General features: G+C 61.3%; 12 protein-coding genes. 1 reads left to right on the forward strand and 11 read right to left on the reverse strand.

The window, feature by feature from the left end:
* The 4 genes from gatB to ABYV89_RS09170 all read right to left on the reverse strand — a co-directional run.
* A partial coding sequence (gatB, locus tag ABYV89_RS09155) for an Asp-tRNA(Asn)/Glu-tRNA(Gln) amidotransferase subunit GatB (RefSeq protein WP_432822647.1) occupies positions 1-670 on the reverse strand: 670 nt, incomplete at its 3' end.
* 24 nt (positions 671-694) lie between these two features.
* Complete coding sequence (gene gatA / locus ABYV89_RS09160; RefSeq protein ID WP_432822648.1) at positions 695-2,164, reverse strand: Asp-tRNA(Asn)/Glu-tRNA(Gln) amidotransferase subunit GatA; 1,470 nt, start codon at positions 2,162-2,164, stop codon at positions 695-697.
* A 51-nt stretch (positions 2,165-2,215) separates the two neighbouring features.
* Positions 2,216-2,503: an Asp-tRNA(Asn)/Glu-tRNA(Gln) amidotransferase subunit GatC gene (gene gatC, locus ABYV89_RS09165; protein ID WP_432822649.1), complete on the reverse strand. Its 288-nt coding sequence runs from the start codon at positions 2,501-2,503 to the stop codon at positions 2,216-2,218.
* 252 nt (positions 2,504-2,755) lie between these two features.
* A complete protein-coding gene (locus tag ABYV89_RS09170; RefSeq protein WP_432822650.1) occupies positions 2,756-4,150 on the reverse strand; it encodes a tetrathionate reductase family octaheme c-type cytochrome in 1,395 nt (464 codons plus the stop codon).
* A gap of 281 nt (positions 4,151-4,431) precedes the next feature.
* Here ABYV89_RS09170 and ABYV89_RS09175 point away from each other — a divergent pair, with 281 nt between their 5' ends.
* Complete coding sequence (locus ABYV89_RS09175) at positions 4,432-5,088, forward strand: OmpA family protein (protein ID WP_432822651.1); 657 nt, start codon at positions 4,432-4,434, stop codon at positions 5,086-5,088.
* Between the two features lie 90 nt (positions 5,089-5,178).
* Here ABYV89_RS09175 and tatA read toward each other — a convergent pair whose 3' ends face one another.
* The 7 genes from tatA to ABYV89_RS09210 form a co-directional block, all read right to left on the reverse strand.
* Complete coding sequence (gene tatA / locus ABYV89_RS09180; RefSeq protein ID WP_432822652.1) at positions 5,179-5,370, reverse strand: twin-arginine translocase TatA/TatE family subunit; 192 nt, start codon at positions 5,368-5,370, stop codon at positions 5,179-5,181.
* A 55-nt stretch (positions 5,371-5,425) separates the two neighbouring features.
* The gene (locus ABYV89_RS09185) at positions 5,426-6,655 is read right to left on the reverse strand and encodes a molybdopterin molybdotransferase MoeA (protein ID WP_432822653.1); all 1,230 of its coding nucleotides are present in this window, start codon (positions 6,653-6,655) and stop codon (positions 5,426-5,428) included.
* A gap of 27 nt (positions 6,656-6,682) precedes the next feature.
* A complete protein-coding gene (gene mobAB, locus ABYV89_RS09190) occupies positions 6,683-7,792 on the reverse strand; it encodes a bifunctional molybdenum cofactor guanylyltransferase MobA/molybdopterin-guanine dinucleotide biosynthesis adaptor protein MobB (RefSeq protein WP_432822654.1) in 1,110 nt (369 codons plus the stop codon).
* A gap of 128 nt (positions 7,793-7,920) precedes the next feature.
* A complete protein-coding gene (nrfD, locus tag ABYV89_RS09195) occupies positions 7,921-9,069 on the reverse strand; it encodes an NrfD/PsrC family molybdoenzyme membrane anchor subunit (protein WP_432822655.1) in 1,149 nt (382 codons plus the stop codon).
* A gap of 10 nt (positions 9,070-9,079) precedes the next feature.
* On the reverse strand, positions 9,080-9,634 hold the full coding sequence (locus tag ABYV89_RS09200) for a 4Fe-4S dicluster domain-containing protein (RefSeq protein ID WP_432822656.1): 555 nt from the start codon (positions 9,632-9,634) through the stop codon (positions 9,080-9,082).
* Between the two features lie 27 nt (positions 9,635-9,661).
* On the reverse strand, positions 9,662-11,875 hold the full coding sequence (locus ABYV89_RS09205; RefSeq protein WP_432822657.1) for a molybdopterin-containing oxidoreductase family protein: 2,214 nt from the start codon (positions 11,873-11,875) through the stop codon (positions 9,662-9,664).
* A gap of 500 nt (positions 11,876-12,375) precedes the next feature.
* On the reverse strand, positions 12,376-12,510 hold a 135-nt coding region (locus ABYV89_RS09210; RefSeq protein WP_432822658.1), incomplete at its 5' end, for a DUF3373 family protein.

Below are 12,510 nucleotides of genomic sequence, written 5' to 3' on the forward strand. Positions count from 1 at the left end.
AGTTGATGTTTTTCAGCTCGGCGCGGGTGCCGAACTCCTGCTGTCCCCAGGGGCGCACCGAGACGTTGGCGTCGCAGCGGAAGGAGCCCTCCTCCAGGTTACCGTCGCAGACCCCGAGGTAGACCACGATCTGGTGGAGTTTTTTCAGGTAGGCGATGGCCTCGTCGGAGGAGCGCATGTCCGGCTCGGAGACGATCTCCAGCAGCGGCGTGCAGGCCCGGTTGAGGTCGACGAAGGAGGCGCCGGCGGTGTCCGGGGAGTCGCCGTGCACCAGCTTGCCGGCATCTTCCTCCATGTGGATGCGGGTGATGCCGATGGTCTTGGCGCCGCCTTCCTCGGTTTCGATCTCCAGGTGGCCGTGCTCGCAGACCGGCAGCTCGAACTGGGAGATCTGGTAGCCTTTCGGCAGGTCGGGGTAGAAGTAGTTCTTGCGGGCGAAGACCGAGCGCGGGGCGATGCTGCAGTGGGTCGCCAGGCCGGCCTTGATGGCGCATTCGACCGCCTGCTTGTTGAGTACCGGCAGCGCTCCGGGCAGCCCCAGGCAGACCGGGCAGGTCTGGGCGTTGGGCGTCTGGCCGAATTCGGTCGAGCAGCCGCAGAAGATTTTGGTCTTGGTGGTCAGCTGGACGTGGACTTCCAGTCCGATGACGACTTCATATTTGGATTTCATGAATAACCTCGTGATTGGACCGGATCAAATGCTCGGCGCCTTCTTGTGCCAGTCGGTGGCCTGCTCGAAGGCATAGGCCGCCTGCAGGATCGTCTCTTCGCCAAAGGGCTTGCCGACCAGCTGCAGGCCGATGGGGAGTCCGGCGCCGGAATGTCCGCAGGGGAGGCTCATGGCGCAGGTGCCGGCCAGGTTGACCGGGATGGTGAAGATGTCCGAGAGGTACATCTGCAAGGGATCTTCGGCCTTTTCGCTGAGCTTGAAGGCGGCGGTCGGGGCGACCGGGGTGAGCAGCACGTCGACCCCGGTGAAGGCCTCGAGGAAATCCTGGCGGATCAGGGTGCGCACCTTCTGCGCCTTGAGGTAGTAGGCGTCGTAGTAGCCGGAGGAGAGGGCGTAGGTGCCGAGCATGATCCGGCGCTTGACCTCGTCGCCGAAGCCGGCGGCCCGGCTCTGCATGTACATGTCGATCAGCCCCTTGCCGTCGTCGACCCGCTTGCCGTAGCGCACGCCGTCATAACGGGCTAGGTTGCTTGAGGCCTCGGCGGTGGCGATCAGGTAGTAGCAGGCGACCGCGTATGGGGTGTGGGGGAGGGAGACGTCGACGATTTCGGCGCCCAGCTCGCGGTAGGTCTGGATGGCCGCTTCAATCGACTGCTTGACCTCGGCGTCGAGGCCGTCGATGAAGTATTCCTTCGGCAGGCCGATTCTGAGCCCCTTGACCCCCTTTTTCAGGTTTTTCCGGTAGTCGGGGACCGAGGCGTTGACCGAGGTCGAGTCGGCGTTGTCGTAACCGGCCACGGCGCCGAGCAGGATGGCGGCGTCTTCCACGTCGCGGGTCACCGGGCCGACCTGGTCCAGCGACGAGGCGTAGGCGATCACCCCGTAGCGGGAGACCCGGCCGTAGGTCGGCTTGAGTCCGACCACCCCGCAGTGGGAGGCCGGCTGGCGGATCGAGCCGCCGGTGTCGGTGCCCAGCGCCGCTACCGTCTGCAGCGCCGCCACCGCAGCCGCGCTGCCGCCGGACGAGCCGCCGGGGACGCAGTCGAGGTTCCAGGGGTTGCGCACCGGGCCGAAGGCGCTGTTCTCGTTGGAGCTGCCCATGGCGAACTCGTCCATGTTCAGTTTGCCAAGGATTACGGCGCCGCTCTCCTTGAGCTTGCGCACCGCGGTGCCGTCATAGGGCGGGATGAAGTTGTCGAGCATCTTCGAGGCGCAGGTGGTGCGGACGCCCTCGGTGACGAAGATGTCCTTGAGCGCCAGCGGGATGCCGGTCAGCAGGCCGAACTTGCGCTCGCCGCACTCCTTGGCCAGCAGTTTGTCGGCCTCGGCCGCCGCCTTGCGGGCCTGCTCGGGGCAGACGGTGATGAAGGCGTTGATCTGCGGGTTGCTCGCCTCGATGCGGGCCAGGAACGCCTCGGTGAGGTCCATCGAGCTCAGTTCGCGCTTGATCAGCTTGTCGTGCAGCGCGTGGATGGTGAGATCCGTCAATTGCATGGGGGGCTCCAGTTATATTCAGGCCAAAGGCGACAAACGCCGCGGGCCGATTTATTCGATGACCTTGGGCACCCGGAAACAGCCGTTGCCGGCATCGGGAGCGTTCTGCAGCGCCTTGTCGACGCCGAGGGACGGCTTGACCTGGTCGGCCCGGAAGGCGTTTTCCATCGGCACGGCGTGGGCGGTCGGCAGGATGCCGTCGGTGTTCAGTTCGGTGAGCTGTTCGACGTAGCCGAGAATGGCGTCCATCTGCCCGGTCAGGGCGTCGAGTTCGTCGTCCTTCAGTGCCAGTCGGGCCAGCTTGGCGACGTGCTCGACCTCAAGGCGGGTGATTTTCATATCTGCGACCTCTATTCGGGGATGTTGGAGCAACAGGCAAGCCCGCAGACTAACATGGAAAAGACCGTGCTTTCAAGTTTTATGGCAGGGCGCCGGGCGCGAAAGGTCGGGCCGTCGGAGGGGGAATTCGCTGTGGAGGGTGAAGGATGAACCCTTTGCGTGCCGCTGAAAAAACAAAGGCCCCGCCTTGCGGCGGGGCCTTTGTCGGCATATGCGGACCACAGGGGGGTGGGCCCGTTTGCTATGCCATTTTTACTTCTTGCGGGCCCACTTGGCGTTGTTTAGCGGGTCGCCTTTGTAGCCCAGTTCCTGCCAGGGCATGCGGCCTTGGTCGCCGTGGCAGTCGAGGCATCCGAGCGCCTGCTCCTTGGGCGATACCATGTGGTTAATCCGCCAGTACATAACCGTGGGGGCGAAGCCGTATTCGCCGCTGTAGTCGAGGCCCGAGGCCTGCATGCCGAGGGTGGCGGCCTTGTTCCAGTCGAAATCCTTCCAGTAGCCGCCTTCGCCGAAGACCTTGGCGGTGATGAAGATGTTGTTCTTGCTGTCGTAGATCTGCTTGCCGCGCATGACCTTGAAGGGGTAGATTTTCGCGGTTTCGTCCTTGATGTCGCCGAGCGGGTAGGCCAGCCTGGTGATTTCGTTCGGATTCATTTTGTCGCCGCGGGTATAGGCGCCGCTGTGGCCGTTGTACCAGGCATATTCGGGAACGACATTCTTGCCCCAGACGAAATCCCCTTTTTGCTTCAGGTAGGTGTGCATGCCGTACTGGTCCAGGTGCTCGCCGGGGCGGTTTTCGCCGGCCGTCGACCAGTCCCACGCCAGCTTGGTGGGCATCTCCTTGGCATAGAAGGGGATGTGGCAGGTCTGGCAGGCGACCGTGGTCGCGTGCTGGTTCAGGCGCGACTCCTTGTGGGGGGCGGTTTCGTGGCACTCTTCGCAGCCGAAGTGGTTCTTGCCGCCGGGGGAGACGCCCATCGAGTTGCCGCTGATCTGGTGATCCTTGGTGATGTGACAGTCCTGGCACTTGAAGTCGTTGCCGTCGGTGGCCATGTGCACGTCGATTTTGCGTTCGGGGTAGGCCATCGAGGAGTCGAGGTCGCCGTGCTTGACGGCATCGCCGCCGCCGCCGAAGAAGTGGCAGCTGCCGCAGTTGTCGCGGACCGGTTTGCCGACGTTCTGGGCCACATAGAGCAGGTCGACGTTTTTGCTCGGATTGCCGGCGCCGGTCGATTCCTTGGTATAGGTGCCGGTAGTGTCGTGGCAGATCAGGCAGTCAACGGCGGTCTTGGCGGAAAAGTCGAAGTTGTTGTCGGTCCAGCCGTAGCCGGCGTGGCAGCTGGTGCAGCGGGGCTCGTTGCCGGCGATGGAGGTGCAGAAGTTGTTGAAGGCGTTTTTCTTGCCGCGCGCAACCGTTTTGCCGTTGACGTTCTGGGTGATCGCCCAGGTCCAGTGGCTGGTCTTCATGAAGTCGTCGGCGTGTTTTTCATGGCACTCGAGGCACTGCTTGGTGGCCTCGGGGCCGCTGCTGATCGGTCCGATGATGAATGCGGTGTGCCCGCCCAGGCCAGCCAGGGCGGGATGGGCGATCAGGCAGATCAGGATCGTCAGGGCCAGGACGACGGCTGGCATGCGTGTGCTGTGCATCGGTTTGTACCTCCGGATGATGGTTTGTATTCCCGCGAGTTGCCGGTCTTTTCCGTTTGTATGCGCAAAGGCATATGTATGATAATCATCGCTGTGTGACATGTCAACAATTTTATATATTGAAATATGGATTATTGATTGTCTCAGCCGGTACGGTGGCTGAAAAGCCGGTTCTCATCCGATGACTTTCAGTTGCATTTTCGCCAGGACGAGCTACAATTAATTACTATGACGTCTCGCCGGAGGGCGGGCGGGAGAATAATATAACCCAGGAGATTTATATGAAAAAAGTGCTCGTTGCGGTATCCGTCGGAGCTATGTTGGCCAGTGGTTGTGTCGCCCCCCAGAACAAAACCCAGTCCGGTGCTTTGATCGGGACCGGCGTAGGCGCTGCCGTTGGCGCCGGGCTTGGCCAGGCGATCGGGGGGGATACCAAGGGAACGCTGATCGGTGCCGGTATCGACGCCCTGGCCGGTGGTCTGGCCGGTGGTTCCATCGGGCGTTACATGGATAACCAGGAAGCGACCATGCGGCAGCAGCTGGCGGTCGTCGAGGGGGCCAGCGTCCAGCGTCAGGCCGACATGCTGGCGGTTACCTTCAAGTCCGATGTGCTGTTCGATGTCGGTTCTTCAGCCGTCAAGCTCGGTGCCCACGACGAACTGATGCGGGTGTCGCAGGTGCTCAACCAGTATCCGCAGACCACGATCCTGATTGCCGGGCATACCGACAGCACCGGCAGCGAAGAGTTGAACCAGCGGCTTTCCGAGCAGCGCGCCCTGTCAGTCAAGAACACCCTGGTCGGCCAGGGGGTCAACGCGATGCGCATGACCACCATCGGTTACGGCGAAGGCCGGCCGATTGCCGACAACTCGACCGATGCCGGCCGGCAGATGAACCGGCGGGTCGAGATCACCATTACCCCCAACCGGGCCCAGTAGTCGCCTGAGCCGGCTGGTATCAACATGAAAAAGCCCGCTTCCAGATGGTCTGGAAGCGGGCTTTTTCATGTTTGACTGTCGCGCCGGAAGCTATTCGTCCTTCTTGTCGTCGAGCTCTTTTTTCTTTTCGTCCTGGGTCTCGTCGCCTTCTTTTATCCCCTGTTTGAAGTTGCGCAGCCCCTTGCCGAGGGCCCCGCCGACCTGGGGAAGTTTGCCCGCGCCGAAAACAATCAGAACAAGAACGAGAATAATGATCAGTTCCTGGGTGCCTAATCCGAACATGGTGGTTTCTCCTTTAACCGAGGTGTAAATAAAATACACCCGTTGTTGTAAAAACTCAATGACAACCTGCGCCCGGGCAGGTGCGGCCTGGAGGCAGGCGCAGCAGCAGTACTTCGATTTCTTCTCCCGCACTCAGGTCGGGGCTGCCGACCGCCACCGGGAGCAGCGCCTGGGATCCCTGGATGCTGCGGTTCTGGCCGGAGCTCTGGCGGTTTGAGGGGGTGAAGAAGTAGCGACCATCCTTTTCCTGCAGTTCCCCCCATAAAAAGCTCTGCCGGTTGCCGCCGCCGGAAACCGGTTGGGCGAGAGTCGCCCGCAGGCGGGCAGGCAGGGGGTCGGCATGCCCGCAGAGCCGGCGCAGGGCGGGGCGGACGAAGAGTTCAAAGGTGGCTGCCGAAGCGGCCGGATTGCCCGGCAGGCCGAACACCGGCGTCTCTCCGGCCAGGCCGAACAGTACCGGCTTGCCCGGCTTGATCGCCACTTTCCAGAAGCCGAGTTTGAAGTCGTGCTGTTTCAGCGTCTCCTGAACCAGGTCCCGGTCCCCCACCGAAACCCCGCCGGTGGTGATCAGCAGGTCGGCCTGCAGCCCACGGGTGATTTTTTCGTCGAGTTCGCCGGCGGTGTCCCGGGCGATACCCAGGGGGATGAGGGTGCACCCCTCCTCGCGCAGGCGGGCGGAGAGCAGGTGAAAGTTGGAGTTGACGATCTGCCCCGGACCGGGCGTCTCTCCCAGTTCGACCAGTTCGTCGCCGGTCGACAGCAGGGCGACCCGGGGCGCGGGATGAATGCTGACCCGTTCGATGCCGGCAGCGGCGAGCAATCCCGTTTCTCCCGAGAGGACCGGCGTCCCCGCCGGCAGCAGGAGGTCGCCGCTGCGAAATTCGCCGCCGCGTATGCGGACATGCTGGCCGGGTTCGGGCGGCAGCCTGAAGACGATCTCGTCACCAACGATGTCCACGTCCTCGATGGGGACGACGGTATCGCAGCCGTCCGGCAGCGGCGCTCCGGTCATGATCTTGATTGCCTCGCCCTCGGCGATCGGCTGGTCGCGGTAAGCCCCTGCCGGGAGGAAGCCGGCCATTCGCAGGCGGCTGCCCGTGGCCTGCCCGCAGCAGCGGAAGGCGTAGCCGTCCATCGCCGAATTGTCGGCCGGGGGGAGGTCCCAGCGGGCACAGGCCGGGGCGGCGAGCACCTGGCCGAGAGCGTCGGCGAGATCGACCTCAACGGCCGGCAGCGGGCGCAGGGTTTCCAGGACAATCCGAACGGCTTCGGGGTAAGTCAGCATGGGGTGATCTCCAGGGGGGGGGCGTAATCAGCGCAGGAAGCGTGCTTCGATAAAATCGGCCAGGGCGGCGATGTCGTCAAGATCGAGCAGCGGCACATCGAGCTCCAGCGGTTCGTCGGAAGCCACGGCGATCAGCGAAGGATCGTGAAACTCCCCCCGGCAGAGCAGTTCGCGGCGGCACTCTTGCCGGTGGATTTCAATTTTGGGCAGGCTGCTGCGCTTGAACCCTTCGGTCAGCACGATGTCGACATCGGCAAAACAGGCGGCCAGGGTGTCCTCGATGGGCGGTTCGACCTGGTACCGCTTGACCATGGCCATTTTTTCCGGCGAGCTGACCACGGTGGTGTCGGCGCCGGCCTGGGTGAAACGCCAGGAATCCTTCCCTTCATGGTCGATCTCGAAACGGTGGGCGTCGTGTTTGAGGGCGCCGATTTTGTAACCGCGGGATTTCATTTCGCGGATCAGTTTTTCGACCAGGGTGGTTTTGCCGGTGCCGCTTTTGGCGACAAAGGATACGACGGGCACGGTCATGGCTTTTCTTTCTGCGGCCTTTGAATAATCCTGGGGCGTGTTGATGTTGGTCAGGGCTTTTTGCCAGTTTTCGGGCAATTCGTCCTCAGTAACGATTCGCACTCGCAGCTGAGGGTAAATGTCCAGAATGCGGAAGTTGCCGTCTTCAAGCTGCCGCCGCATGATCTCCATGCAGTTCTTGCTGTAGCAGGCGAACAGCGGCTCCAGTCCGGCCGGTGTCTGCGGCAGCACGACGTCGTATCGGTGGCGCTGTTCTGCCAGGCTGCGGATCAGGGTCGCATCGACAAAGGGCATGTCGCAGGCCGAGACGAAAATGTACGGGGTGTCGGCATGTTTCAGCCCGGTGTAGAGGCCGCCGAGGGCACTCCCCGGGAACTCGTCGGCAAAGGCGGGCAGGTCCGGGCGGCTCAGGTCCGGGCGGTCGCCGGCAATCAGGCTGCTGGCAAACAACTCGGAAAAAACGCCGGCAATGTTCTCGAACAGGGAGGTGCCGCCGATTTCGAGCGTGGCCTTGTCGCGGCCCATGCGGCTGCTGCGGCCGCCGGCCAGGATGACCCCGGTAACATCGTTGAGCAGGGGTTGCAGGATTTGGGGAGGTTTCGTCATAACGGTGCAGATTATAGAGGACTCCAGGGTGTACAGCAAGGCAAATGGCCGATCCCGGTTTTCAGTCATCTTCAAAAAAAGGGCCGGCGCTAAGGCCGGCCCAGGGAGGTGAGAACGGACGTTCTCAGCTAGTGGTCCTTCATTTCGAGGTCGAAGACCTTTTCAGCCAGGGTGTAGAGGAACATGCAGGTGGCCATGGCGCCCAGCACGATGCCGTACTCAGCCAGTGAAGGGGTGTATGACAGCAGGCCATTGACCACGCCGTCGCTCCCCTCACGCATCGGCACGATCTGCCCGGCAATCACCAGGTCGTAGCGCATGAAGAAGATGCCGACCGTACAGAGAGCCCCGGCGACCATGACGCCGAAGGGGGTGCGGCATTTCTTGTTGAGCAGGATCAGCACCGGGGCGATCATCCCGATCAGCACTTCGAAAACCCAGAAGTTGAAGGCCATCGGCCCGGTCAGCACCGCCATGGTGGCTTCATACTTCTCCGGCGGCCTGCCGTACAGGCCGGGGATGATTTTCCAGACAATGAAGAAGATCAGGATCATCAGGAACAGCGCCTGCAGTTTGGCCAGGGTGTTGAGAAACTGCGGGTAGCGGGCCGGCAGCGGGATTTTGCGGAACTGGTAGTTGTAGTAGACGATGATTGAAATCAGCGCGCCGCCGGAAACCAGGGCCGAGAGGATAAAGTACAGCGGCAGGAACGAACCGTGCCAGTAGGGACGGGCCTCGAGCAGGCCGAAGACGCCGCCGAGGTTGGAGTGCGCGGTGACGGCGGCGATGAAGCCGAGAATCCCCATGGTCATGGCGCCCTTGTGATGATTTTTCATCAGGAAGAAAAACTCGCCGATGAGCAGCACCAGGTAGACTCCGTACAGGGTTCCCATCCACCAGATCGGCGACTCGAAGTTCGGCGTCAGCAGTACGTAGATCGCCATGCGGATCGGGTGGTTGATCTCCATGGCGATGGTGCCGAATCCGGTCAGCAGGGTGATGATCGAGAGCAGGATGGCGCGGCGTCCGATCAGTTCGAACTGCTCGATGCCGAACACGTGCCCGAGGCTCGAGACCAGGCACAGGCCGGTGCTCGAAACGACGAAGAAGACGTAGGTCGAGATGAGAATGCCCCAGGGGATCTCGCGAGAGACATTGTACATGTGGGCGTGCCCCTTGGTCAGGACCATCAGCGCGGTGCCGGCGCCGATCAGCATGCCCAGGCCGAGGAGGGAAAACCAGAGCAGTTCTCCCGGTTTCTTGGTAAACGATGCCATGGTTCGCTCCTTAGATCAGATAGAAAAGATGCGGTTTGGTTCCCAGGCTCGCTTTGATTACCCGGTGGGGGTATTTCGCAAGGAGCTTGGCCGCTTCACTGGTCGGGTCGTTGATGTCGCCAAAAACCCTCACCTTGGTCGGGCAGGTGTCGACGCAGGCCGGAACGCGGCCGGCGAGGATGCGGTGCTGGCAGAAGGTGCACTTGTCGACCGCCCCGATCTCCTCGTTGTAGTAACGGGCATCATAGGGGCAGGCGGTCATGCAGTACTTGCAGCCGATGCAGCGGTTGTCGTCCACCGTGATGATTCCTTCTGGACTTCTTCCGGTGGCGCTGGTCGGGCAGACTTTTTTGCAGGGGGCGTTCGCGCAATGCATGCACTGCCCCGGAGTGAAGCTCTGGCCGAGGTTCGGGTACTGGCCGCGCACTTCTTCTTCGGTCACCCAGTTGCGGTGATTCTCCCGCCCCAGGGGGACATGGTTTTCCGCCTTGCAGGCGACCGTGCAGGCCTTGCAGTCGATACACCTGCGGGTGTCGAGTACAATGGCATACCGCTTTTCATTCATGATTCAGGCTCCTTATCGTCTCGCCGGTCAGGCCGGAAGGATTTCAACAAAGGTTTCGTGCATGGCCACGTTGCCGGAGATCGGGCAGTACTTCTCTTCGATCAGGGCGGCGTCGCTCCCCCCCTTGCCGTAGATGTTGGTCTGGGCCTTTGACAGCACGCCGAAGCCGTGGGCCATGTAGACGCTGTCGGGTCTTACTTTCTGGGTGACTTCCAGTTGCAAGGTTTCCTCGCCGACCGCACTGCGCACCTTGACCCGCTGCCCGTTTTTCAGCCCCAGCTTCTCTGCTTCGCGAACATTCAGCCAGAGGGTGTTTTCCGGCATGATTTCGTGCAGGTAGGGGTTGTTGGCGGTGGTGCCGTGGGTGAAGAAGGCATGGCGGCCGACCAGCAGGCGGTAGCGATTGGAAGGAACCGTCACCGGGCTGGTGTAGACCGGCAGCGGGTCGTGACCGTTTTCAGCGTACTTTTCCGAATAAAGCTCGATCTTGCCGCTCTTGGTTTTCAGGCGGGTTCCCCTGGTCCGGCCGTATTTCGGCTCGGAATATTCGTAATAAACCCCCTTGGTCTTGAGGTCTTCAAGGATCTGCGGGTTCTTTTTCACCTGGTGATGGATGTGTTCTTCCATGGTGAAGTCGAATTCGGCATAGATTTCATCGCTCAGGCGCTTGGCGATGCCCTGGATGATCCAGAGGCTCTCCTTGCTTTCAAACATCGGCTCGATGCAGGGCTGGCGGAAAGCGACCACCGGCACGATGCCGCCGAGGCATTCGAGTGGATCCTGGCGCTCAAGGTAGGTCGCCTCGGGCAGGACGACGTCCGAATACCAGGCGGTGTCGCTCATGGTGATGTCGATGGTGCAGATGAAGTCCATCTGTTCCATCAGCTGGATGCTCTTGGCCCGGTTCGGCACCGAGGCCAGCACGTTCTGCTTGTAGACCATCATCCCCTTGATCGGGTAGGGATCGGCGGCCAGGGCGCGGTCGCGGAAGGCCGGCCAGGAGCCGTCCTTCTCCGACAGGTAGGTGACGTCATCGCCTTCCAGCCGGCCGGGGATGTCCTCGTCGTACCAGGGGGCGATGTAGTCGTGCTTGGTCAGGGCGATGCAGTCGTTGGGCATCATGCCGCCCTTGGTGTCCCAGCTGCCGACGATGGCGTTGAGAATCGCCATGGCCCGGCGCATCTGGGTGTCGTTGGCCATGAACGATGAGCGGCGGCCCTGGTAGTAGACGGCCTTGGGCGAAGCATTGGCGAACTCGAGAGCGATGCGGCGGATATCTTCGGCCGGGATTTCACATTCGGCCGCCGCCCATTCGGGGGTGTAGGGGACGATGTGCGGCACCAGCTGCTCGAAGCCGATGGTATATTCCTCGATGAAATCGCTGTCGTATACCCCTTCGGTGATAATCACGTTGATCATGGCGAGGATGAAGGCCATGTCGGTGCCCGGTTTGATCGGATACCATTCGTCGGCCTTGGCCGCGGTCTTGGTAAAGCGGGGGTCGAGATAGACCAGCTTGCGCTTGCCGCCGGCGCCCGTGAGCATGTCGATGGAGTCAGGAGTCATCAGCGCCTCGCTGCGGTTGGCGCCACTCATGATAATGTAGTCGGCATTCAGCACATCCGGGGTCGGGTTGGTGCCGAAGGTGGCGCCGAACCCCTGGATGTTCGACGACAGGCAGAGGGTCGGGTGACGGACCGTGTTGGGCGAGCCGTAGCACTCCGCCAGCTGGGTGAAGAAATGTTCGGAGAAGGTCCCCTCGGTCGAGGCGAACATGACGCTGGCGCGGGAGTGTTTTGCCGCGATCTCGTTCATGTTTTTGGCCACCAGGTCGAGGGCCTCTTCCCAGCTGGCCCGGCGGAACTTGCCCTCGCCGCGCTTGCTTCCTTCGACGCGGATCAGCGGGTACTTGAGGCGATCGGGATCGTACACCACCTTGGTGCCGGCGTTGCCGCGGGCGCACAGCATGGCCCGACTTTTGACATAGAATTCGGGATTGGGGTCAAGTTTTTGAATGACGCCATTCTGTACGCGGGCGATGACACCGCATTTGTTGACGCACATGCCGCAGCTGGTCAGGACGTCCTGTGTCGCCAGGGGGGTTACATTTCCAACATGTCCGTCCTTGGCCAGAGCTTTGAGAACCTTCACCTGTGATCCGACCGCTACCGTGGCCAGGGCGCAGGAAGAAAGGCCCATAAAGCGCCGCCGGCTCAGTTTTTTTTCAAGTAGGCGAGACACATTCTTCTCCTTTGCTTGGGGTCTATTTTGTCGGGTCGCGTGGGCAACCTGCGGTTTGCATGGTCCATCGAGCGATGCGTCAAGCGTATCCTCGATAAATTGTTTATCAAGGAAATATATAAATATTGATGTTTGCATGAAGCGGGCCAAGTGTTTGCGCCGGAGGTCATGGTTTTTTTGCGGGCTAATGCGTAGAAATTTTTGATTCCAGTGGTTTTCAGTGGGCTTGATTGATTTCTTAAGGACCAAAAAAGTACGTCAAATGACGGGCCGATACGTGAAATCGCGATATATGTATATTGTGAGACATTGTTGAACGCAGCGGTTTGGTTTGTGCGCCTGTTTATCCCGGGACCGATAGTAGAAAGGTCAACAAGGGGAGCGGATCGGGGGCGGATGAAGTCGATCGTGTCTGTCACAGGAGAAGTCCAGAGTTCTGCCGCGATGAAAAAAGGGGAGACCGAAAACGGTCTCCCCTTGGTGCTGCAGATGGAGCGGGTTTAGAATTTTACGGTCAGAGACGCGTTGAGGTCCCACACCTTGTCGAGAGCCGGGAACATGGAGAATTCCTTGCCGTCCTGAACGTCCTTGACTTTCTTCGGCAGGCCGACCGGCGAACCGCTGCCGGTGTACTC

It is taken from the genome of Trichloromonas sp. (assembly GCF_041583255.1).
Classification (GTDB): domain Bacteria; phylum Desulfobacterota; class Desulfuromonadia; order Desulfuromonadales; family Trichloromonadaceae; genus Trichloromonas.